We start from the raw sequence: 19,767 nt of genomic DNA on the forward strand, positions 1-19,767 counted from the left end.
ATAAACAATGCCCGCGAAGCCTGCTAGGATTGGCGCTTCGCTTCAATCAACCCGGCCGTGGGATCGGCCCCGGAGACTCTCTGAATGACCCGTATTATCGAGTTCCTGATCGCCTTGGGGATCGTGGCTGGCCTGTTCGTCATCATTGGCGTATGTCTGCCGGGCGAGCGTCACATCACCGAAAGCATCGAGACCAACCGCAAGATGACGATCGTGTACGACACGGTCAGCAGCCTGCGCCGCTTCAAGGACTGGAACCCGCTGGTACTGCGCGATCCCGCCGTTGAACTGAAGCTGTCCGGCCCGGCCTCCGGCGTCGGTGCCACCCTCGACTTCACCTCCAAGGACCTGGGCACCGGTTCCTGGAAGATCACCGAAGCCGAAGAGAACAAGCGTGTTGCGATCGCCATCGATGACGCCACCAAGGGTCACGACAAGATCACCACCTTCACGCTGGAGCCGACCGGCAAGGGTGGCCGCAACGTCAAGATCACCCAGGACTACTCGGTGAAGTACGGCTTCGACCTGTTCGGCCGTTATGCCGGCCTGTATGTCAGCCGCCAGATCGGCGACGACATCAAGATGGGTCTGTCGCGTATGGCCAACATGCTGGCCAGCGTCCCGAACGTGGACTACCGCACCCCGGAAGCCCCGCTGACCGATCTGGCCATCGTCAATGTGCCGGCTGAAGACCTGCTGGTCGTCAACGCCGGTAACGTGGACCGCGGTCAGGACACGATCACCAAGTCCATCAAGGACAACCAGGAGTGGATCAAGCGCGTGATGGAGGCCAATGGCCTTGAAGCCGCCGGTCCGTTCCGCATCATCACCACCGATTTCGGTCAGGAAAAGTACGCCTTCGACATCGCCCAGCCGGTGAAGAAGAAGGGTGCTGAAGGTGCCACTGCTGAAGAGCTGACCGTCAAGATCGACGGCGGCGCTCCGGTCAAGTACGTGCACGTGGCCCCGCACCGTTCGGCGCATGCCGCCTACACCGGCCACATGGCGGGTCTGGACGTGGCCCGCAACGGCCTGCGTGCCTGGGCTGTGACCAACGGTTCGGAAGTGGTCGATCGCCCGTACGAAACCTGGAAGGACGGTCTGGACAAGTCGTTCACCCCGGAAGCGACCTACGACATCTACTGGGCCGTCAAGTAAGCCTCGGCTGACCCATGTAGTGTTGGACACGAAAACGCGCCGCTCATTGCGGCGCGTTTTTTTTCATCTGGCGCCCGGCAAGGGCGCTGCGCAAGGAGCCCACATGTTCAATCTCGAACGTCGCGCACGTAAGCCATCACTGCTGGCCTGCCTGGGGGCGCTGCTGGCCGCCGCCTCTATCGGCCTGTCGGCCTATGCCTCGCACGGTGTGGCCGACCCGCTGGCGCAGCAGCATCTGAACATGGCGGCGCTCTATGCGTTCGCGCATGGCGCGGTACTGGTGGCGCTCGGGCCGCGCGCGCAGGGTGCGATCGCGCACCTGGCGTTGTACGTGCTGCTGCTGGGCGTGCTGCTGTTTTCCGGCAGCCTGGTGGGCGGTGCGTTGTGGCAGTGGCCGACGCGGATGGCACCGATCGGTGGCACCAGCATGATGGCCGGATGGGTGCTGCTGGCGATCAATGCGTTGAGGCGGTGACGGTCGCAGGGCTGTCGCTTCGATCCATGCCGATGCGATCCTAAGGGTTCATGGGCGTTACTTTTCTTTTCGCGCGAAAAGAAAAGTAACCAAAAGAAACGCGCCGCCGGCCGCGAGCCGGTGCTGCGCACCGGTCCCCTGTGCTCCTCGGCCCGTCGAGGGACGGTGCGGGAACTCGCTGCGCTCAGACACCCGCACCTCTTCGCCCTCGCCGGACCTGCGGTGCTCGGCTCGCTTGAAGGCGGACCCAACAGCTGCGCGCTGATCCGTTACAGGGGCTTCGAGCTTTGCCTTTGCCTTCTTGTCCCATTTCGTGGCGGGCACACGCGGAATCCGCCCGGACAGCTCCATGAAGTTCGCCGTGCAGCCGCCACGAGGGGCTCAGCCGTTGGCCGGTCTCCAGCACCAGTGCCAAGGTTCGTAGACGATCCCATGCGGGTTGTCGCGCGGGTAGCTCAGCTGGAAGCCATGCCCACCGGCATTCGCCTGCAGCCACGCAAACGCGTCGGTGGCTTCGAACGATTCTTCAGCCGGGGCGTCGCCCGGTGTACCGATGTCCAGCGCGTGGCCGCTGTGGTGTTCACTGAAACCCGGGGCGGCATTGACCTTCAGGATCTCCGCCACGCTCAAGCCGCGCGCCAGCTTCCGTTCGAAGATGCCCAACTGGTAGGCATGGCTGCGGAAGCCGGAGATGGCGTCCAGCGCAATGCCATCCTGTGCTGCGTGCAGTCGCATCCGCCGCCAGCCCTGTGCGGCGCCTTGGCGCAGCCACAGCGGGCGGGCGAAACGATCACGGCCGGCGAAGTGCAGCAGGCAGGGTTCGGGTTCCAGCGGCAGGCCGCTGTGGTCGGCATAGCGCTGTGGATCCAGTCCCAGCTGCTGAAGGCGCTGCTGTAGCCCCGCCAGCGGCAGCCACTGATCTTCCAGTCCGGCGCCGAAGGGCCGTGCAGCCGCGGCATCCAGCAGCGCCAATGCTTCCTCGACCCCGGGCTCGCGCGGCAGGCGCGGCACCATCGAATGCACGCCGTGCGGCAGTACCGCCGCCAGATAGCGGCCATCACGCTTGCGCCGCAGCACCCACTGCGCCTGCGACAGCAGGCGTGCATCCAGGTTGCTGCGCGCGCGCAGCAGGTCGGCAGGCCACAGTTCGATGGCCTCGGTATTGATCAGCAGGGGCAGGCGTCGTTGCATCGCCTCAGCTTACTGCCGTGGTGCCGACGCGGCCACCTTGCGCAGCGCATCGAGCGGCGCCTGCGGCCGGTCCACGCTGAGCAGCAGCGTGCTGCCATCACTGACCGGCAGGGCGAGGACACGCGCACGGTCGGTGACCAGGGCGAAGCCCTTGCCGCCTCCCTGCAGGCGGAAGTGGCCCGAGTAGAAGCCCGGCATTGAATAGCCATTGGTTTTGACACGGATGCCATAGCGGCGGTCACGCTGCAGGTCGACCACCTCGGCCTGGTCCAGCCGCAGCTGCGCCACCGGCACGCGCCGCCGGTACATCGTCGAGCGCACGTCCAGCACGTTGCCGGCCAGCTCCACCCGGCGGCGGAAGAAGGCGGCCCCCAGCCCGACAGCGAGTACAGCGATGACGATCAGGCTCCATGCCGCACTGCCGCCCATCCGGAACCAGGGCGGCGACAGCGTTACTTCGATCCAGGGTGCGTTCGCCGGTGCCTTGTACAGCTGCGCATACAGGCAGGCCACGAAGGCAGCCAGCAGCGGCAGCACGATCCACAGCACGCGCAGCGGCGAACTCTCGGCCACGTCAAAGGGTTTCGGGTCACTGCCGCCCATGGTTCAGGCCTCCTTCTTGAACACCAGCATGGCCGGGCGCATCGGCGCGGGGATGATGATGTTGACCAGCTCCCAGCCCAGCTGGCCCTGCCGGCTCAGCTCGGCCTGGACATCCTCGGCCTTGAGTACGCCCATCATGGAGGTCTTGACCTCGATCGTCTGGTAGCTCCAGCGCTTGCTCATTCCTTGTCCTCCGGCGATGCCTTGGGTTTGGGCAGGCGTCCTGCCTTGCGCAGCGCGTCGCGCAGCACGTATTCGATCTGAGCGTTGAGGCTGCGCAGTTCGTCATCAGCCCAGCGCTGCGCCGCAGCCAGGACGTCGGCGTTGATGCGCAGCGGGTAGGCTTTCTTCTCACTCATGGGGGCTCCTGGCGGGGCGGTGGGGCGCCCCGTTGCGAGTGTGGCTCAATACAGCGAGCCTGCATTGACGATCGGCTGGGTGCCGCGGTCCGAGCACAGCACGGTCAGCAGGTTGCTGACCATGTGCGCCTTGCGTTCCTCGTCCAGCTGCACCACGCCGTTCTTCTGCAGTTCGGCCAGGGCCATCTCGACCATGCCGACCGCACCGGCAACGATGCGCGTGCGTGCGGCGATCACCGCGTTGGCCTGCTGCCGCTGCAGCATCGCCTGGGCGATTTCGGCGGCGTAGGCGAGGTGGCTGATGCGTGCGTCGATGACCTGCACGCCGGCGTCGGCCAGGCGCTCGGCCAGTTCGTTCTTCAGGTGCTGGGAAATCTCGCTGGCATGACTGCGCAGTGCCAGCTGGCCATCCTCATGCTGGTCGTAGGGGTAGCTGGTGGCCATCGCGCGCAGTGCCGATTCGGACTGGATGTGCACGAAGCTCTCGTAGTCGTCCACGTTGTAGACCGCCTCGGAGGCATCGACCACCTGCCAGACGATGACCGCGGCGATCTCGATCGGGCTGCCGTCCAGCTCGTTGACCTTCAGCTTGCCGCTCTCGAAGTTGCGCACGCGCTGGCTGACCCGGCGCTTGGCGTAGAAGGGGTTGTTCCAGCGCAGGCCGTTGTCCTTCACGGTGCCCACGTATTTGCCGAACAGGCTCAGCACCGCCGCCTGGTTGGGCTGGACGGTGTACAGGCCGGCCAGGGCGAAGATCGCCAGCGCCGCCACCAGGATGCCTGCCAGCATCAGCAGCAGGTTGGGGGAACCGGTGCTGGCCTTGGCTGCTACCCCCAGTACGAACAGGGCGCCGCCGGCGAGGGCGACAAGCAGGGCGCCGGCCAGCGTGCCGAGGCCGTTGAGCGAAGACAGCGACTTCTCTTTCATGGCGGTACGTCCTTGAGGGTTCGGAATGAAGATATCAAAGTGATATCACTTATCGACTACCGTTCGTCGGATGCCATGGCCGGGGTGCCCGGCCAGCTAGAATGCCCACCCGCCTTCACATCGCTGCTGGAACCGCCATGGCCAAGCTTGGAACTCCGTTGTCCCCCTCCGCCACCCGCGTGCTGCTGCTGGGCTCGGGCGAACTCGGCAAGGAGGTGGCCATCGAGCTGCAGCGGCTGGGTGTGGAAGTGATCGCCGCCGACCGCTATGCCGATGCCCCGGCCATGCAGGTCGCGCACCGCTCGCACGTGATCGACATGCTCGATGCGATGGCGCTGCGTGCCCTGATCGCCCGGGAGCAGCCGCACCTGGTGGTGCCGGAGATCGAGGCCATCCACACCGAAACCCTGGTCCAGCTGGAACAGGAGCAGGGCCTGCGGGTGATCCCGACCGCGCGCGCCGCCCGCCTGACCATGGACCGTGAAGGCATCCGCCGCCTGGCCGCCGAAACCCTGGGCCTGCCGACCTCGCCCTACCGCTTCGTCGATACCGAAGCCGAGTACCGCGCCGCTGTGGCCGCCATCGGCCTGCCCTGCGTGGTCAAGCCGGTGATGTCGTCCTCGGGCAAGGGCCAGAGCACGCTGCGCAGCGAGGCGGACATCGCCCCGGCCTGGGACTACGCGCAGACCGGGGGCCGTGCCGGTGCCGGCCGCTGCATCGTCGAAGGTTTCATCGATTTCGACTACGAGATCACCCTGTTGACCGTGCGCCATGCCGGCGGCACCTCGTTCTGCGCGCCGATCGGCCATCTGCAGAAGGACGGTGATTACCGCGAAAGCTGGCAGCCGCAGCCGATGTCGAGCGCGGCACTGGCGCGTGCCGAAGAGATTTCGCGCGTGATCACCGATGACCTCGGTGGCTGGGGCCTGTTCGGTGTCGAGCTGTTCGTGAAGGGCGACGAGGTGTGGTTCAGCGAAGTGTCGCCGCGCCCGCACGACACCGGCCTGGTGACGCTTGTTTCGCAGGAACTGAGCGAGTTCGCGCTGCACGCGCGCGCCATCCTCGGCCTGCCGATCCCGGTGGTCCGCCAGAGTGGCCCGTCGGCCTCGTGCGCGCTGCTGGCGCATGGCGAGGGCGTGCCGTACTTCAACAACGTCGCCGCCGCCCTGCAGGTGCCGGACACCGCCGTGCGCCTGTTCGGCAAGCCGAGCGTGCACGGCCATCGCCGCGTGGGCGTGACCCTGGCGCGCGCGGAAACCATCGACGAAGCGCGCGCCATCGCGCGTGATGCCGCCGACGCCATCGGCGTCGAACTGCGCCCGTAAAGCAAAAAGGGGACGGAGGGGATTAAGTCGTTTGTTGCACAAACGACTTAATCCCCTCCGTCCCCTTTTTGTTATTTCACATCCACCCACACCAGGTGATGGTCGCTGCCATCGGCGATCTTCGCTTCCGGGCTTTCATTGGCCGGCCAGAACACGCCGCTGCCGATGTACTCGAAACCGGTCGAGGGCAGCACGTAGTCCAGGCGCATGGTGCCGGACTTCGGGCCGAAATCGCCGGTGGCATGGAACGGTGCGCCCTTGCGCTCGATGCCCTTGGCCGCATAGGCCAGGCTGGTCTGCTCGCCACCAACGCTGCGCGGGGTGGGGTAGCGCAACACGCGGGCGTTCTCGATCAGTTCGACGATCGCCTCATGGCGGCCATCACCATCGATCGGGTCGTTGTTGAGGTCGCCAAGGATCACGAAGCGCGCGTCCTGCGCCAAGCCACCGCACTGGCCCTTGTCGTCGCACAGCCACGGCTTGTCACCCTTGGACAGGTATTCCTGCCACAGGCGCAGTTCGTCGTGGTTGCGCGCGGCGTTGCGCTTTTCCGGGCCATCGAACACTGGCGGGGTCGGGTGCGAGACCAGCGCGTGGACCACGCCGGCCGGGGTCTTCACCGGCACGTCCCAGTGCGACTTCGACGACAGCCGCAGCTGCGACCACACATGGTCGTTGTAGAAGCTCTTGCCGGTGCGCGGGTCGACCGGACGGATCGCGCCCGGCATCGCGCTCCACTTCAGCAGCTGGAAGCTGCGCACCTTGGCTTCATCGATCGGGTAGCGCGACAGCACCAGCATGCCGTACTGGCCCGGGTGCAGGCCGTAGCCCCACGCATCGTTGCCGCGGCTGCGGCCTTCGCCGCCGACCACGCCGTTGTTGTCCAGGTCCAGGCCGCTGGGCACGCCGGTGTTGACCGGGGCCAGGTAACGGTAGGCGAAGTGCAGCGGCTTGCCGCCGCCGGGCTGGGCCACTTCCAGGTAGCGCTTCTGGAACAGGTCGGCGGCGCGGTGGGCGTCGTCGAAATCGAATTCGTTCAGCAGCACCAGGTCCGGGCGTGCCTGCTGCAGCACCGCGGCGATCTTGCGCGCGTGCTCGCTGTCGCCTTCCAGTTCCTTGATCAGGCCACCGGTCTCATCGGAGTACAGTGAGGTGTTGTAGGTGGCCAGGCGCAGCGCAGCGGACGGCTTTTCGGTCATCGCAGGGGACGTGGCGAAGGCGGGGGCCGTGGCGCCGCAGAGCAGGGCCAGGGCGAGGATCAGGGGATGGCGGCGGGTCATGTTCATGGGCCGTATTGTGCACCCGGCCCGGTGTCAGTGGTTTGTCAGCGTCCGTCCAGTTCGTCGTCGAAATCGTGCCAGCGGCGGCCGTCGTAGGCTTCCAGCGGTCGATAGCGCCGTTTGTAGTCCATCTTCTGATGCCCGCGGATCCAGTAGCCCAGGTATACGTGCGGCAGGCCCTCGCGGCGGGCCCATTCGATCTGCTGCAGGATCGCGAAGGTGCCCAGCCCACGCGCGGCATGGTCCGGGTCGAAGAAGGTGTAGACCGCCGACAGGCCGTGCTCGGTGACGTCGGTCACCGCCACACCCAGCAGCTGGCTGGGCTGGCCGTCGTGGCCGGGCAGGCGCATCTCCATGAAGCGGGTGTGCGACCAGCTGCCGATCAGGAACTGCTCGAATTCGTGCGGGCCATGGTCGTCCATGCCACCGTTGGCGTGGCGATGCACCAGATAGCGGTGATACAGCGCGAACAGGTCGTCACGGGCGGTGGCGGCGGTGATCCGCACCTCCAGGTCTTCATTGCGGGCCGCGCAACGGCGCTGGCTGCGGTCCGGGGCGAAGCGCGCCACCGGGATGCGCACCGCCACGCAGGCCTGGCAGTGCGCGCAATGCGGCCGGTAGACCAGGTCGCCGCTGCGGCGGAAGCCCCAGCTCAGTGCCAGCGGGTACAGGCCGCCAAGGCGGCGATCGTGCGGGTCCAACACCAGGTCGCGCGCCACCCGGTCCGACCAGTACCCGCAGGGGTGCTCGCCGGTCTGGAAAAGCCGCAGTTCGTCGTCTCTGTCGCCGTGTATCGCCATGGGCACAGCATAGCCCCAGGCTGTCGCAGTGGCGGCGACTGTCCGCCGGATGAATGGAACCGGCAGCGGCGTCAACCGATGACGCGCCCGGGCGTTGTTGTCCCCGAGGGTGAAGCGATCACCCCGACGCAATCCCCATCCCCAGGAGTGACCTCATGATCCGTACCCCCCTGCTGCTGGCCCTGCTGCTCGGCACTTCCGCTACCGGTATCGCGCTGGCCGCCGATGCCCCGACTGCGCCGGCGCAGCGCCCGGCCAAGCTGGACACCAACGGCGACGGCGTCATCGACCGCAGCGAAGCCGCTGCCAACCCGCGCCTGGCCGCGAAGTTCGACGAGCTGGACAAGAACAAGGACGGCAAGCTCTCGCGCGATGAGCTGCCGCGCTGGCAGCACGGTCGCCGTGGTGGCCACGGCGGTGAGCGCTGGGCCAAGCTGGACGTCAACAAGGATGGCCGCATCAGCCGCGAGGAAGCCAAGGCCGATCCGCGCCTGGCCGCGCGCTTCGACCAGCTTGATCTGAACAAGGACGGCTACCTGGACAAGGCCGACCGCGAGCTGCGCATGAAGCAGCATCGTGATGCCTGGTTCGCTGCCGCCGACACCAACAAGGACGGCCAGCTGAGCAAGGCCGAGTTCGACGCCGCCAAGGGCCCGATGCATGGTGGCCCGCGCCATGGCGGTCCGCGTGATGGCGCTGCGCCGAAGCCGCAGCGCTGAGGTTCAATGCAGTGATTGATGACAACGCCGGCGTACTGCCGGCGTTGTCCGTTACACGTTTCCGTTGCGCATCAGTGAGTGCACCACAAGCGCGATGACCATCAGGTTCATGGCGATGATGCCGGTGCGGCCGTACATCGATTCGAACTTCCAGTTGATGCCGGTGCGTCCGCGGCGGGCCGAATCGCGCGCGATCATCGGTGCCATCACCCGCTGCAGCGGCACCAGGCACTGGTAGTTGACCACGCCCAGGCCTACCGCCAGCACCGTCAGCTGCGCCCAGACCGGCGCCTGCAGCATCACAGCCAGCAGGATCGCCAGGCACCAGAACATGCCGGTGATGATGTTGAGGTACAGGAAGCGGCGCACGTCGGCGCGCTCAGACGCCGTTTCGGTGTACGACATCAGGAAGCGGCCGCCGAGATAGCTGCCGATCGCACCACCGACCACGCCGCCGATCACCGCCCCCCAGCTTTCGGCCGGCAGCACGTGCAGCTGGCCCAGCGTGGCAGTCAGCGAGCCCATCGCGGTGCCGCCCGCAACGCTGGCGCCGCCAAGGCCAAGCTTGCTGCCGCCGATGCCGACGCCGGTGCCGAGCAGGATCGCGGCGCTGGCTGTGCCGGGCGCGGCCACCAGCACCATCGACACCACGGCAGTGGCGAATGCCGCGCTCGGGGCGCTGCTGCGCGCGAATTCACCGAAGCGCTGCAGCAGGCCGTCGCGCACCAGGGCGCGGGCACGCGACAGGCGCTTGCGCACGGCGGCGTCACTGAGCCCGAGCAGGTCAGCCACCTGCTGCGAACGCTGGCCTTCGCGGTAGTACAGCAGCAGCACTTCGCGGCTGTCGGCCGGCAACGCGGAAATGATGTCCTCGGCGGCGATCTCTTCTTCCACCCGTTGCAGCCGGTCGGCCGCGCCCGGGGCCGGGTCGGCCGCCATGCCCATCGCCACCTCGGCGGCCTCGCCGGTCAGCGGCCGGCCGCGCTGAGTGCGCAGCCAGTCGCGGGCCAGGTTGCGGGTGATCTGCCGCAGCCAGGGCAGGAAGCTGGTCGAACTGCGCAGCTGGTGCAGCTGCTGCCAGCCCTTCACGAAGGCCTCCTGGGCGATGTCCTCGCTGGCCTGACGATCGCGGGTGATGGCCAGCGCGATGGCGGTAACCGTGTTCTGGCAGGCCAGCACGATGCGGCCATAGGCGTGCTGGCAACCGCTGGCAGCGGCAGGCAGTTCGCGTTCCAGGGTCTGGTCGATCGATGCGGCGAACGTCGTCATGGCGGCGGCTCTCCTGCTGGGATTGTGTCCCAAGACGGAGCCGCGCGCCGAATGTGACCGGCCTTCTGCACGGTAGTGCCGGCCAGCGGCCGGCACTACCCGTGCGTCACTTCGAGGGCTGGATGCGAACCCGGATTTCTTCCTCTTCCGGTGCGGCCTGCGGAGCCGGTTGCGCCTGCTGCGGCTGGGTCTGCGGGGCAGGGGCCGGTGCGACCGGCGCCGGGGCGCCGCGATGGCGCAGGCCGATCACCAGCGCCACGCCGGCGATCACCACCAGCAGGGCGATGCGGATGCGCCAGGCCCAGCCACGGCCGCCGCCGGTCGTCTCTGCGGTGTCGCGGAAGGCGAATTCGGCGGTCGGATGGTCGCGGCGGGTGGTGTCGAGCAGCCGCGCCTCGCGCAGGATTTCACGCGCGCGCGGCTGGTCGTCGGCGCGCACGATCCACACCGCTGGGTAGGCGTTGGCGTTGCCCAGGTCGGTATAGCTGAACTGGCCGCGGCGACGGGTCTTGTACGAGCGCCCATTGGTCACCTTGACGTCGATGCCATGCCCGCGCAGGAGCTCGGCGACGCCTTCGACGGTTTCCACGCGCTGGCTGCTGAAGATCTGGCGCATCGGATCAATCCTTGGCCGGCACGGCGGCGGCCGCGGCCTGGTCGGGAACCACGCGGATCAGGCCTTCCTGCGCGCTGCTGGCCACCAGCACGCCATTGCGGGTGAAGAACTGGCCGCGGGCCAGGCCGCGCGAATCCTGCGCGCTGGGGCTGTCCAGCGAGTACAGCAGCCAGTCGTCGGCACGGAACGGGCGGTGGAACCAGATCGCGTGGTCGAGCGAGGCCATCTGCACGTGCGGGTGGTAGTAGCTGATGCCATGCGGGAACGTCGCAGTGCCCAGCAGGTGGAAGTCGGAGGCGTAGGCCAGCAGCGCCTGGTGCAGCTCCGGGGCATCGCCGACCGGCTCGCTCAGGCGCAGCCACACCTGGTGGTACGGGGGGCGCTTGGGCGGATTGAGTTCATCGCGCGGGTAGACGTGGCGGAACTCGAACGGGCCACCGCGCGACAGCCAGCGCTGCACCTTGATCGGCAGCCGCTCCAGCACTTCGGCCGGCAGCGGGCGGTTCGGTTCGATGTCTTCCGGCTGCGGCACTTCGGGCATCTTGTGCTGGTGCTCGGCGCCGGTTTCGGCCTGCTGGAACGAGGCAGCACAGAAGAAGATCACCTTGCCGTGCTGGATTGCGGTAACCCGGCGCACCGAGAAACTGCCGCCGTCGCGGGTACGGTCCACGTCGTAGACGATGGGGTGGTCGATGTTGCCGGCGCGCAGGAAGTAGGCGTGCAGCGAGTGCACGTGGCGCCCGTTGTCGACCGTGGCCTGCGCCGCAGCCAGCGCCTGGCCCAGCACCTGGCCGCCGAACACGTACTTGGTGCCGATGTCGCGGCTCTGCCCGCGGAACAGGTTGTCCTCCAGCCGCTCCAGGGTGAGCAGGTCGATCAGCTCGGAGACGACGGGTTCGGGCGTGTCGTTCAAGGGGGCGGCCACAGCAATGAAGAGGCCCCGATTATACCGTTGCAGGCCAGTCCATCATTGGTAGTGCCGGCCGCTGGCCGGCAACCTCATGATCCTCCTGGGGCACCTGCGGTTGCCGGCCAGCGGCCGGCACTACCGGTTACTTGCCCAGCCGGGCGACCAGCGCCTGCAGGGCATTCTGCGCATCCGGGGCGAACCAGGCCTCGACGAAGCGGTCGAGCTGGATCAGGTCCGGGTGCAGGGCTTCGTGCAGGTCGGCACGGGCAATGGCGCGGGTCAGCAGCATCGGCTGGCGTGGCTGCCTGAGCAGGTTCTGCAGCCAGGCCACGGCACGCGCCACCACCAGATCGCCATCGGCCAGCTCATCCACCAGGCCGATCTGCAGCGCCTGTTCGGCCGGTACCAGCGAACCGGTGGTCAGCAGGACGCCCGCGCGGTGCACGCCCACTGCACGGCGCAGCAGGCGCTGGATGCCCTCCGGCGCGATCAGGCCCACCTGCACCTCGTTCAGGCCGATGGCATACGGCCTCGACGGATCGGCGCTGCGCGCCATCACCCGGTAATCGCAGCACAGCGCCAGCACGCAACCGCCGGCCGGGGCGTGGCCGGTGATCGCCGCGACCACCGGGATCCGGCTCTCGGCCAGTGTGCGTACGGCGCCAAAGAAGGCGTTCCAGGTGTCCAGCAGCTTGTGCTTGTCATCGCCATGCGAGAGCAGGTGCGGCACGTCCATGCCGCCGGTGAAGATGCGCTCGCTGCCCGACAGCACGATGCCGTGCGCGTCTTCGGCCATGGCCAGCTCGATGGCATGGATCAACTGCCGGCACAGTTCGGTGTCCAGTGCGTTGACCGGCGGCCGCGCCAGGCGCAGTTCGCGGATGGGGCCATGGTTGATCACCTCGATGAGCGTCGTCATGCTGCGGTCTCGTTGCGAAGAAGGAACCTGGGCGATGATAACCAAACCATTCGTTGGCGTACTGTTGGTTCTGTGTGCGGCCGCAGCATCGGTCTCGGCGGCGGAACCGGCGTGCGTCACGGTGGAGCAGGGCTGGGCGCGGCTGCCGCCGAACCCGTCGATGCCGATGACCGCCGGCTACGGCGTGATCCACAACGGCTGCAGCAAGGCGGTGGCGATCACTGGCGCGACCAGCAGCAGCTTCAATGATGTGTCGCTGCACGAAACCACGATCACGGATGGGGTCAGCCGGATGCGCGCGATCGAGCGTCTGCCGCTGGCACCGGGCGCACGCGCCGAGCTCAAGCCCGGTGGCCTGCATCTGATGCTGATGCAGGGCAAAGGCGCGTTGAAGGAAGGCCAGGCGCTGCCGCTGCGGCTGCAGCTGCAAGGCGGTGGCGAAGCGAGCGCGACGTTGGTGGTGCGCAAGGCCGCGCCGTAAGCGCGCGGGGAAACGGGACGCTGCTGCTGACGCAAGGGGTTGGGATGGCCGTCGTAGCGTCGAGCTTGCTCGACGGCCCCGGCCTGCAGCAGTCGAGCAAGCTCGACTCTACGGATGAGGCGACGATTGGGATGGCTGCCGTAGCGTCGAGGACGCTGGGCGCGAACGGAATATCCGGTAGTGCCGGCCGCTGGCCGGCAGGACGCGAAATGCCGGCCAGCGGCCGGCACTACCAGGGGGCTTACGACCAGTCGTACGAGAACAGCACCGTGCGGCTTTCCGGCTCGTACAGCATCACGATCGCATCGGCACCGGTGGCGCACCAGTTGTAGCCGGCTACGTCGGCCACGGCGAAGAATTTGTTGCCATTGCGGGTGATGATCACTGTTTCGGCATCGTCCGCAGCGTTGGGGTCATCGGCAGCTTCGGTGAAACCCAGCTCGAATGCCGCGGGAATCTCTGCGGTCTCGGTCCAGTTGCCGAAACCGATCGGGCCACCCAGCGTATCCAGGTAATCGCGCTCGCTGGCCTCACCCTTGCCGTAGCGCGAGTAGCAGGCGAGGCGGCAATGCGTGGCATGGTAATCGCGGGCCTTGGCGTAGCTCTCGCGCATCTGCGCGATGTGTTCCTGCGCATCCTTGTCCTGTACCGCATCACTGATGAAATAGCCCGCGTTGCCGAGGAAGCGCAACTCGTTGCCGGCGGTCAGTTCGAAGGCGATCCAGTTGGTGCCGGTGAAATCGTTGTGGTGTTCTTCGGTGGTCTCGCCGATGCAGCCGTCATACGGCTCGATCGGGCACAGCATCGTTGCCACCTGGCCGGCCAGTTCCGGGCGCAGCACGCCGAGGTCGATCTTCAGTAGCGGCAGCAGGTGCTGGCCGAGCCACGCCTGGTCGGCGGGGAAGACATCGGCGGGGAAGGGGACCATGCCGGGCAGCAGGTCGCGCAGTTCAGTCTGGTGGATCACGTCAGTCCTTTGAATTGGATCGGTAGTGCCGGCCGCTGGCCGGCATCCGCGATACATCTGGAGGTTGCCGGCCAGCGGCCGGCACTACCACAGGCGCGTCAGGTCGACGCGTTGCGGATCGCCTCCGGCAGCGGTGCGCTCTTGCCGGTCTGGGTGTCCATCCAGACCACCACCACGTTGCCGTCCGAATAGAGCTTCGATTCGTCCTGCTGGTCGACGATGCGGTGGCCGATGGTCACGCTGCTGTTGCCCAGGCGCTCGACGAACAGCTCGACCAGGATGTCGTTGGGCCACACGATGGGCAGCCGGTAGTTGACGTTGGTCGCGGCCACCACCGGTGCGATGCGGTCGGTCATCGACACACCGTCCACACCCAGCATCCAGCGCACGCGCGCTTCTTCCAGGTAGGAGATGTACTTGGCATTGTTCACATGGCCCATGCTGTCCATGTCACGCCAGCGCACGCTGATCGGGATGCGGGCCAGGATCTTGTGTTCGCTGCTCATCAGGCGTCCTTTTTCTTCTTGCTGGCAGTGGCGGTCTTGCTGGTCTTGCCGGTGCTCTTGGCGGCTACCGCTTTCTTGGCGACCTTGGCCGGCTTTTCAGGCTTCACCTTGCGCGGCGGGCGGGCGTCTGGCTTGTTGGCCACGGCAGCCGGCTGCTCGGGGCGGGCGCTGGTGGAGGGCAGCATGCGGGCCAGGAACTGGCCGGTGTACGACTGCGGGCAGGCCGCCACGTCTTCCGGCGTGCCGGTGACCAGGATGGTGCCACCGCGATGGCCGCCTTCCGGACCCAGATCGACGATCCAGTCGGCGGTCTTGATCACGTCCAGGTTGTGCTCGATCACCACCACCGTGTTGCCTTCGTCGCGCAGCTTGTGCAGCACGCCCAGCAGCGCTTCGATGTCGTGGAAGTGCAGGCCGGTGGTCGGCTCGTCGAGGATGTACAGGGTGCGGCCGGTATCGCGGCGCGACAGTTCCTTGGACAGCTTCACGCGCTGCGCTTCACCACCGGACAGCGTGGTCGCGCTCTGGCCCAGCTTGATGTAGCTCAGGCCGACGTCGACCAGTGTTTCCAGCTTGCGCGCAATCGACGGCACCGGCTCGAACAGCTTCAGTGCATCCTCGACGGTCATTTCCAGCACGTCGTTGATGTTGAAGCCCTTGTACAGGATCTCCAGCGTTTCGCGGTTGTAGCGCTTGCCATGGCAGACGTCGCAGGGCACGTACACGTCCGGCAGGAAGTGCATCTCGACCTTGATCAGGCCGTCACCCTGGCAGGCTTCGCAGCGGCCGCCGCGCACGTTGAAGCTGAAACGGCCCGGCGAATAGCCGCGCGCACGCGCTTCGGGCACCTGTGCGAACAGTTCGCGCAGCGGTGTGAACAGGCCGGTGTAGGTGGCCGGGTTCGAGCGCGGGGTGCGGCCGATCGGCGACTGGTCGATGTCCACCACCTTGTCGAACAGGTCCAGGCCATCGATCTCCTTGTACGGAGCGATCGGGTGCGAGGCGCCGTTGATCTCGTTGGCGGCCAGCGAGAACAGGGTGTCGTTGATCAGGGTCGACTTGCCCGAGCCGGATACACCGGTCACGCAGGTCAGCAGGCCCGACGGAATCGCCAGGTCCACGCCCTTCAGGTTGTTGCCGGTCGCCCCGCGCAGGTGCAGGGTCATCTTCGGGTTCGGCGTGTGCCGGCGCGCCGGAATCTCGATCGCGCGCTTGCCCGACAGGTACTGGCCGGTCAGCGAACGCGGTGCCTCCAGGATGTCCTGCAGGGTGCCCTGGCCGACGATCTCGCCGCCGTGCACGCCCGCGCCCGGGCCGATGTCCAGCACGTAGTCGGCCAGCCGGATCGCATCCTCGTCATGTTCGACCACGATCACCGTATTGCCCAGGTCACGCAGGCGGGTGAGGGTGCCGAGCAGGCGTTCGTTGTCGCGCTGGTGCAGGCCGATCGACGGCTCGTCGAGCACGTACATCACACCGACCAGGCCGGCGCCGATCTGGCTGGCCAGGCGGATGCGCTGTGCCTCGCCACCAGACAGGGTGTCGGCCTTGCGCTCCAGGGTCAGGTAATCCAGGCCGACATCGACCAGGAAGCCGAGGCGTTCGCCGATCTCCTTGACGATCTTCGCGGCGATCTCGCCACGCCAGCCCGGCAGGCTCAGTTCACTGAAGAACTTCAGTGCCTCGTCGATCGGCAGCACCACCAGCTCCGGCAGCGGGCGATCGGCCACGAACACGTTGCGTGCTGCCTTGTTCAGGCGCGCGCCATTGCATTCCGGGCACGGCTGTTCGCTGATGTACTTGGACAGCTCCTCGCGCACCGCCGGCGACTCGGTTTCCTTGTAGCGGCGTTCGAGGTTGGGAATGATGCCCTCGAAGCGGTGCTTGCGCTGGGTGCGGCCGCCGGCTTCGGTGAAGTAGGTGAAGGTGATCGTTTCGTCGCCGCTGCCGTACAGCACGGCCTGCTGCACCTTGGCCGACAGCGAATTCCACGCGGCATCCACGTCGAACTTGTAGTGCTTGGCCAGCGAGGCGATCAGCTGGAAATAGTAGGCGTTGCGGCGGTCCCAGCCGCGCACCGCACCGGCGGCCAGCGACAGCTCCGGATGCACCACCACGCGCGAGGGATCGAAGAACTCGGCGATGCCCAGGCCATCGCAGCCGGGGCAGGCGCCCATCGGTGCGTTGAACGAGAACAGGCGCGGCTCCAGTTCCGGCAGCGAGTAGTCGCACACCGGGCAGGAGTACTTGGAGGAGAACAGCGCCGGCGTGGCGTCGGCGGTGTCCAGGCTCTGCACCGAGGCCATGCCATCGCCCAGCTTCAGTGCGGTCTCGAAGCTCTCGGCCAGGCGCTGCTTGATGTCCTCGCGCGGGCGGAAGCGGTCGATCACCGCCTCGATGGTGTGCTTCTGGCGCAGCGCCAGCGGCGGCACCGCATCGATTTCATACAGCTCGCCGTCCACGCGCACACGCACGAAGCCCTGCGCACGCAGCTGGTCGAACACCTGTGCGTGTTCGCCCTTGCGGTCGCGGATGACCGGCGCCAGCAGCATGTAGCGCTGTTCCGGGTCCAGCGTCAGCACCTGGTCGACCATCTGGCTGACCGTCTGCGCTTCCAGCGGGTAGCCGTGGTCCGGGCAGCGCGGAGTGCCGACGCGGGCGTACAGCAGGCGCAGGTAGTCGTAGATCTCGGTGATGGTGCCGACGGTCGAACGCGGGTTGTGCGAGGTCGACTTCTGCTCGATCGAGATGGCCGGGGACAGGCCTTCGATGTGGTCCAGGTCCGGCTTTTCCATCACGCTCAGGAACTGGCGCGCATAGGCCGACAGCGACTCGACGTAGCGGCGCTGGCCTTCTGCATAGATGGTGTCGAACGCCAGCGAGGACTTGCCCGAACCGGACAGGCCGGTGATCACGATCAGCTTGTCGCGGGGCAGGTCGAGGTCGAGGTTCTTCAGATTGTGCGTCCGCGCGCCGCGGATGCGGATGAAATCCATCGCCATGGGGGATCCGGTTGTGGGGGCGTTGGCTGGGTGCCGGGCCAGCAGGGAACGGCAATCGGTCAGCCTACCGAGGTGACCAGATGGGGGCAATGGGCGACAATGCCAGCCCGATGTCTCACCTGATGAGACCGGCCGACAGCTTTGTGCAGAGCCGAGCCATGCTCGGCTGCCGGGACCCCGAACCGTTCAGCCGAGCATGGCCCGGCTCTACAGGGCCCGGTCTCCAGGCCGTTCAGGGGTTGACTTGACCCGCGCCCGCTGATCTGCGTACAATTCCGCTCCTGTCCGCCCTCGATGGCGGCAGCTCAGACCACAATAACTACAGAGGAAGGCCTGGTCATGTACGCAGTACTGGTCACCGGCGGTAAGCAATACCGCGTGGCGCAGGGCGAAAAGCTCCGCATTGAAAAGCTCGAAGTCGAAGTCGGCAGCGAGATCAAGTTTGACAACATCCTGATGCTGGGTGACAGCGACGGCGTGAAGCTGGGCGATGCGCTGAAGGGCGCTGCCGTCACCGCCAAGGTCCTGTCCCAGGGTCGTGCTGACAAGGTCCGGATCATCAAGTTCCGTCGCCGCAAGCACCACATGAAGCGTCAGGGTCACCGTCAGTACTACACCGAAATCGAGATCACCGGCATCGCCGGCTAAGCATCAGGAGAAGCAGTCATGGCACATAAAAAGGGCGTAGGCTCCTCGCGCAACGGTCGCGACTCCAACCCGAAGTACCTGGGCGTCAAGATCTTCGGCGGCCAGGCCATCGAAGCCGGCAACATCATCGTGCGTCAGCGCGGCACCCAGTTCCACCCGGGTTCGGGCGTTGGCCTGGGCCGTGACCACACCCTGTTCGCCCTCGTGGACGGCAAGGTGGAGTTCTCGGTCAAGGGCGCCAAGAAGCGTCGCACCGTCAGCATCGTCTCGGCCGACGCCTGATCCAGGCATCGCCGGCACCCGTGCCTCGGCATGGGGGTGCTGCATGAAGAGCCCCGCTTCGGCGGGGCTTTTCGTTAGAGTGAAAGCAAGACCGGCCAGGCCGGGTTGCCGGCCAGCGGCTGGCATAACATTCAAGGCGTCGGCAGGCAGGCCGCGCCCATCGCAGGCATCGAAACAATGAAACTGGTAGACGAAGCAGAAATCGAAGTGTTCGCCGGCAACGGCGGCAACGGCTGCATTGGCTTCCGTCGCGAGAAGTTCATTCCGCTCGGCGGCCCGGATGGCGGCGACGGCGGTGCGGGCGGCAGCGTGTACATCCGCGCCGACGAAAACCTGAACACCCTGGTCGACTTCCGCCATGACCGCATCTTCAAGGCGCAGCGTGGCGAGAACGGCATGGGCCGCCAGGCCTATGGCAAGGGCGGCGAAGACCTGACCATCACCGTGCCGGTCGGCACCGTGGTGATCAACGTCGCCACCGATGAAATCATCGGCGACCTGACCCGGCATGGTGATCGCCTGCTGGTGGCGCAGGGCGGTCGTGGTGGCCTCGGCAACATGCACTTCAAGAGCTCGACCAACCGCTCGCCGCGCCAGGCGCTGCCGGGCGAGCCGGGCGAAGAGCGCACGCTGAAGCTGGAGCTGAAGCTGCTGGCCGACGTCGGCCTGCTGGGCTTCCCCAACGCTGGCAAGAGCACCCTGATCCGTGCCGTTTCGGCGGCGACGCCGAAGGTGGCCGATTACCCGTTCACCACGCTGTACCCGAACCTGGGTGTGGTGAAGGTGGAGAACTACCGCAGCTTCGTGATTGCCGACATTCCCGGCCTGATCGAAGGCGCTGCCGACGGTGCCGGCCTGGGTGCGCAGTTCCTGCGCCACCTGCAGCGCACCCGCCTGCTGCTGCACCTGGTGGACATCTCGCCGATGGAAGGCGGTGTGGAAGGCATTTCCCCGGTCGAGCAGGTGCGCGCGATCGAGCGCGAACTGGAAAAGCATGATCCGGAGCTGCTGCAGAAGCCGCGCTGGCTGGTGCTGAACAAGGCCGACCTGATGTTCGAAGACGAAGCGAAGGCTGCGGCCGAACAGATCGTCGCCGAGCTGGGCTGGAAGGAGCCGTGGTTCCTGGTTTCCGCGCTGGGCCGCGAAGGTACCTTCCCGATCATGAGCCGGATCATGGCCTTCTTCGATCGCCAGAAGGAAGACGAGCTGGAAGCCCGCAACGCGCAGTAATGCTGTTGTGGTTCCATGCGAAAAACCCGGCTTCGGCCGGGTTTTTCATTTTCCGGTAGTGCCGGCCAGCGGCCGGCACTACCGGATCGCTGGCAACAAA

At 66.7% G+C, this 19,767-nt stretch carries 23 protein-coding genes; 8 read left to right on the top strand and 15 right to left on the bottom strand.

The annotated features are described in order from the left end of the window. Positions 1 to 84 precede the first annotated feature (84 nt). Both MG068_RS05500 and MG068_RS05505 read left to right on the top strand, forming a co-directional pair. Positions 85 to 1,158 (top strand): polyketide cyclase, encoded by a 1,074-nt coding sequence (locus MG068_RS05500; protein ID WP_032127602.1) that lies wholly within the window; start codon positions 85 to 87, stop codon positions 1,156 to 1,158. Positions 1,159 to 1,261: 103 nt separating this feature from the next. Further along, positions 1,262 to 1,633, top strand: a complete 372-nt coding sequence (locus tag MG068_RS05505) for a DUF423 domain-containing protein (RefSeq protein WP_019659313.1) — start codon at positions 1,262 to 1,264, stop codon at positions 1,631 to 1,633. Positions 1,634 to 1,690: 57 nt separating this feature from the next. Here MG068_RS05505 and MG068_RS05510 read toward each other — a convergent pair whose 3' ends face one another. From MG068_RS05510 to MG068_RS05535, 6 genes are read right to left on the bottom strand one after another with little or no spacing between them, the layout of a single operon-like run. Beyond that, a complete protein-coding gene (locus MG068_RS05510; RefSeq protein WP_132809553.1) occupies positions 1,691 to 1,984 on the bottom strand; it encodes a hypothetical protein in 294 nt (97 codons plus the stop codon). Positions 1,985 to 2,014: 30 nt separating this feature from the next. Beyond that, positions 2,015 to 2,824 (bottom strand): M15 family metallopeptidase, encoded by an 810-nt coding sequence (locus MG068_RS05515; protein ID WP_132809554.1) that lies wholly within the window; start codon positions 2,822 to 2,824, stop codon positions 2,015 to 2,017. A gap of 9 nt (positions 2,825 to 2,833) precedes the next feature. Continuing rightward, positions 2,834 to 3,427 carry a PH domain-containing protein gene (locus tag MG068_RS05520; protein ID WP_132809556.1) on the bottom strand — a complete coding sequence of 198 codons (594 nt, stop codon included), beginning with the start codon at positions 3,425 to 3,427 and terminating at the stop codon, positions 2,834 to 2,836. A 3-nt stretch (positions 3,428 to 3,430) separates the two neighbouring features. Further along, positions 3,431 to 3,610: a DUF4177 domain-containing protein gene (locus MG068_RS05525; RefSeq protein WP_032127598.1), complete on the bottom strand. Its 180-nt coding sequence runs from the start codon at positions 3,608 to 3,610 to the stop codon at positions 3,431 to 3,433. Next, positions 3,607 to 3,786: a type II toxin-antitoxin system antitoxin gene (locus MG068_RS05530; RefSeq protein ID WP_049398902.1), complete on the bottom strand. Its 180-nt coding sequence runs from the start codon at positions 3,784 to 3,786 to the stop codon at positions 3,607 to 3,609. Before MG068_RS05530 ends, MG068_RS05525 begins: the two co-directional genes overlap by 4 nt. A 45-nt stretch (positions 3,787 to 3,831) precedes the next feature. Further along, complete coding sequence (locus MG068_RS05535; RefSeq protein ID WP_032127597.1) at positions 3,832 to 4,713, bottom strand: SPFH domain-containing protein; 882 nt, start codon at positions 4,711 to 4,713, stop codon at positions 3,832 to 3,834. 137 nt (positions 4,714 to 4,850) lie between these two features. Between MG068_RS05535 and purT the strand changes: the two genes are divergently transcribed. Continuing rightward, positions 4,851 to 6,038, top strand: a complete 1,188-nt coding sequence (purT, locus tag MG068_RS05540) for a formate-dependent phosphoribosylglycinamide formyltransferase (RefSeq protein ID WP_132809558.1) — start codon at positions 4,851 to 4,853, stop codon at positions 6,036 to 6,038. 71 nt (positions 6,039 to 6,109) lie between these two features. Here purT and MG068_RS05545 read toward each other — a convergent pair whose 3' ends face one another. Both MG068_RS05545 and MG068_RS05550 read right to left on the bottom strand, forming a co-directional pair. Further along, positions 6,110 to 7,324 (bottom strand): endonuclease/exonuclease/phosphatase family protein, encoded by a 1,215-nt coding sequence (locus MG068_RS05545; protein ID WP_132809560.1) that lies wholly within the window; start codon positions 7,322 to 7,324, stop codon positions 6,110 to 6,112. Between the two features lie 38 nt (positions 7,325 to 7,362). Then, positions 7,363 to 8,118: an arginyltransferase gene (locus MG068_RS05550; protein ID WP_125893787.1), complete on the bottom strand. Its 756-nt coding sequence runs from the start codon at positions 8,116 to 8,118 to the stop codon at positions 7,363 to 7,365. A gap of 155 nt (positions 8,119 to 8,273) precedes the next feature. Here MG068_RS05550 and MG068_RS05555 point away from each other — a divergent pair, with 155 nt between their 5' ends. Continuing rightward, entirely contained in the window at positions 8,274 to 8,837 is a 564-nt protein-coding gene (locus tag MG068_RS05555) for an EF-hand domain-containing protein (protein ID WP_132809561.1), read from the top strand. Between the two features lie 51 nt (positions 8,838 to 8,888). On the opposite strand, the gene MG068_RS05560 is transcribed toward MG068_RS05555, so the two are convergent. From MG068_RS05560 to MG068_RS05575, 4 genes are all read right to left on the bottom strand, one after another. Beyond that, positions 8,889 to 10,106, bottom strand: coding sequence for an RNA polymerase sigma factor (locus tag MG068_RS05560; protein ID WP_132809563.1), 1,218 nt, complete (start codon positions 10,104 to 10,106; stop codon positions 8,889 to 8,891). A gap of 106 nt (positions 10,107 to 10,212) precedes the next feature. Next, positions 10,213 to 10,722: a pathogenicity-like protein gene (locus MG068_RS05565; protein WP_032127591.1), complete on the bottom strand. Its 510-nt coding sequence runs from the start codon at positions 10,720 to 10,722 to the stop codon at positions 10,213 to 10,215. A gap of 4 nt (positions 10,723 to 10,726) precedes the next feature. Further along, positions 10,727 to 11,647, bottom strand: coding sequence for an acyl-CoA thioesterase II (gene tesB / locus MG068_RS05570; protein ID WP_489686041.1), 921 nt, complete (start codon positions 11,645 to 11,647; stop codon positions 10,727 to 10,729). A 127-nt stretch (positions 11,648 to 11,774) separates the two neighbouring features. Further along, entirely contained in the window at positions 11,775 to 12,551 is a 777-nt protein-coding gene (locus MG068_RS05575) for an enoyl-CoA hydratase/isomerase family protein (RefSeq protein WP_049424345.1), read from the bottom strand. A gap of 34 nt (positions 12,552 to 12,585) precedes the next feature. Here MG068_RS05575 and MG068_RS05580 point away from each other — a divergent pair, with 34 nt between their 5' ends. Beyond that, a complete protein-coding gene (locus tag MG068_RS05580) occupies positions 12,586 to 13,032 on the top strand; it encodes a copper chaperone PCu(A)C (RefSeq protein ID WP_132809567.1) in 447 nt (148 codons plus the stop codon). Positions 13,033 to 13,273: 241 nt separating this feature from the next. Here the strand turns inward: MG068_RS05580 and MG068_RS05585 are convergent, their stop codons facing one another. The 3 genes from MG068_RS05585 to uvrA form a co-directional block, all read right to left on the bottom strand. Next, positions 13,274 to 13,999, bottom strand: a complete 726-nt coding sequence (locus MG068_RS05585; protein WP_132809568.1) for an enolase — start codon at positions 13,997 to 13,999, stop codon at positions 13,274 to 13,276. A gap of 98 nt (positions 14,000 to 14,097) precedes the next feature. Continuing rightward, the gene (locus MG068_RS05590) at positions 14,098 to 14,505 is read right to left on the bottom strand and encodes an acyl-CoA thioesterase (RefSeq protein ID WP_053449117.1); all 408 of its coding nucleotides are present in this window, start codon (positions 14,503 to 14,505) and stop codon (positions 14,098 to 14,100) included. Next, a complete protein-coding gene (gene uvrA / locus MG068_RS05595) occupies positions 14,505 to 17,507 on the bottom strand; it encodes an excinuclease ABC subunit UvrA (RefSeq protein WP_132809569.1) in 3,003 nt (1,000 codons plus the stop codon). The genes MG068_RS05590 and uvrA overlap by 1 nt, the downstream gene beginning before the upstream one ends. Positions 17,508 to 17,846: 339 nt before the next feature. Here uvrA and rplU point away from each other — a divergent pair, with 339 nt between their 5' ends. The 3 genes from rplU to cgtA all read left to right on the top strand — a co-directional run bounded on the left by rplU (position 17,847) and on the right by cgtA (position 19,667). Next, positions 17,847 to 18,155: a 50S ribosomal protein L21 gene (rplU, locus tag MG068_RS05600; protein WP_005408557.1), complete on the top strand. Its 309-nt coding sequence runs from the start codon at positions 17,847 to 17,849 to the stop codon at positions 18,153 to 18,155. A gap of 18 nt (positions 18,156 to 18,173) precedes the next feature. Beyond that, entirely contained in the window at positions 18,174 to 18,437 is a 264-nt protein-coding gene (gene rpmA, locus MG068_RS05605) for a 50S ribosomal protein L27 (protein WP_005415704.1), read from the top strand. A gap of 177 nt (positions 18,438 to 18,614) precedes the next feature. Then, entirely contained in the window at positions 18,615 to 19,667 is a 1,053-nt protein-coding gene (gene cgtA / locus MG068_RS05610; protein WP_049398916.1) for an Obg family GTPase CgtA, read from the top strand. Positions 19,668 to 19,767: the final 100 nt, after the last annotated feature.

This window comes from Stenotrophomonas sp. ASS1 (assembly GCF_004346925.1).
Taxonomy (GTDB): Bacteria; Pseudomonadota; Gammaproteobacteria; order Xanthomonadales; family Xanthomonadaceae; genus Stenotrophomonas; species Stenotrophomonas maltophilia_A.

Excerpts from the sequence above, each read along its gene's own strand:
- purT (WP_132809558.1), top strand. The coding sequence starts at position 4,851 with ATGGCCAAGCTTGGAACTCCGTTGTCCCCCTCCGCCACCCGCGTGCTG.
- MG068_RS05510 (WP_132809553.1), bottom strand. The coding sequence starts at position 1,984 with ATGGAGCTGTCCGGGCGGATTCCGCGTGTGCCCGCCACGAAATGGGAC.
- MG068_RS05520 (WP_132809556.1), bottom strand. The coding sequence starts at position 3,427 with ATGGGCGGCAGTGACCCGAAACCCTTTGACGTGGCCGAGAGTTCGCCG.
- MG068_RS05580 (WP_132809567.1), top strand. The coding sequence starts at position 12,586 with ATGATAACCAAACCATTCGTTGGCGTACTGTTGGTTCTGTGTGCGGCC.
- MG068_RS05505 (WP_019659313.1), top strand. The coding sequence starts at position 1,262 with ATGTTCAATCTCGAACGTCGCGCACGTAAGCCATCACTGCTGGCCTGC.
- MG068_RS05555 (WP_132809561.1), top strand. The coding sequence starts at position 8,274 with ATGATCCGTACCCCCCTGCTGCTGGCCCTGCTGCTCGGCACTTCCGCT.
- MG068_RS05535 (WP_032127597.1), bottom strand. The coding sequence starts at position 4,713 with ATGAAAGAGAAGTCGCTGTCTTCGCTCAACGGCCTCGGCACGCTGGCC.
- MG068_RS05560 (WP_132809563.1), bottom strand. The coding sequence starts at position 10,106 with ATGACGACGTTCGCCGCATCGATCGACCAGACCCTGGAACGCGAACTG.
- MG068_RS05525 (WP_032127598.1), bottom strand. The coding sequence starts at position 3,610 with ATGAGCAAGCGCTGGAGCTACCAGACGATCGAGGTCAAGACCTCCATG.
- rplU (WP_005408557.1), top strand. The coding sequence starts at position 17,847 with ATGTACGCAGTACTGGTCACCGGCGGTAAGCAATACCGCGTGGCGCAG.
- rpmA (WP_005415704.1), top strand. The coding sequence starts at position 18,174 with ATGGCACATAAAAAGGGCGTAGGCTCCTCGCGCAACGGTCGCGACTCC.
- MG068_RS05530 (WP_049398902.1), bottom strand. The coding sequence starts at position 3,786 with ATGAGTGAGAAGAAAGCCTACCCGCTGCGCATCAACGCCGACGTCCTG.
- MG068_RS05550 (WP_125893787.1), bottom strand. The coding sequence starts at position 8,118 with ATGGCGATACACGGCGACAGAGACGACGAACTGCGGCTTTTCCAGACC.
- MG068_RS05575 (WP_049424345.1), bottom strand. The coding sequence starts at position 12,551 with ATGACGACGCTCATCGAGGTGATCAACCATGGCCCCATCCGCGAACTG.
- MG068_RS05515 (WP_132809554.1), bottom strand. The coding sequence starts at position 2,824 with ATGCAACGACGCCTGCCCCTGCTGATCAATACCGAGGCCATCGAACTG.
- MG068_RS05565 (WP_032127591.1), bottom strand. The coding sequence starts at position 10,722 with ATGCGCCAGATCTTCAGCAGCCAGCGCGTGGAAACCGTCGAAGGCGTC.
- cgtA (WP_049398916.1), top strand. The coding sequence starts at position 18,615 with ATGAAACTGGTAGACGAAGCAGAAATCGAAGTGTTCGCCGGCAACGGC.
- MG068_RS05590 (WP_053449117.1), bottom strand. The coding sequence starts at position 14,505 with ATGAGCAGCGAACACAAGATCCTGGCCCGCATCCCGATCAGCGTGCGC.
- MG068_RS05545 (WP_132809560.1), bottom strand. The coding sequence starts at position 7,324 with ATGAACATGACCCGCCGCCATCCCCTGATCCTCGCCCTGGCCCTGCTC.
- MG068_RS05500 (WP_032127602.1), top strand. The coding sequence starts at position 85 with ATGACCCGTATTATCGAGTTCCTGATCGCCTTGGGGATCGTGGCTGGC.
- uvrA (WP_132809569.1), bottom strand. The coding sequence starts at position 17,507 with ATGGCGATGGATTTCATCCGCATCCGCGGCGCGCGGACGCACAATCTG.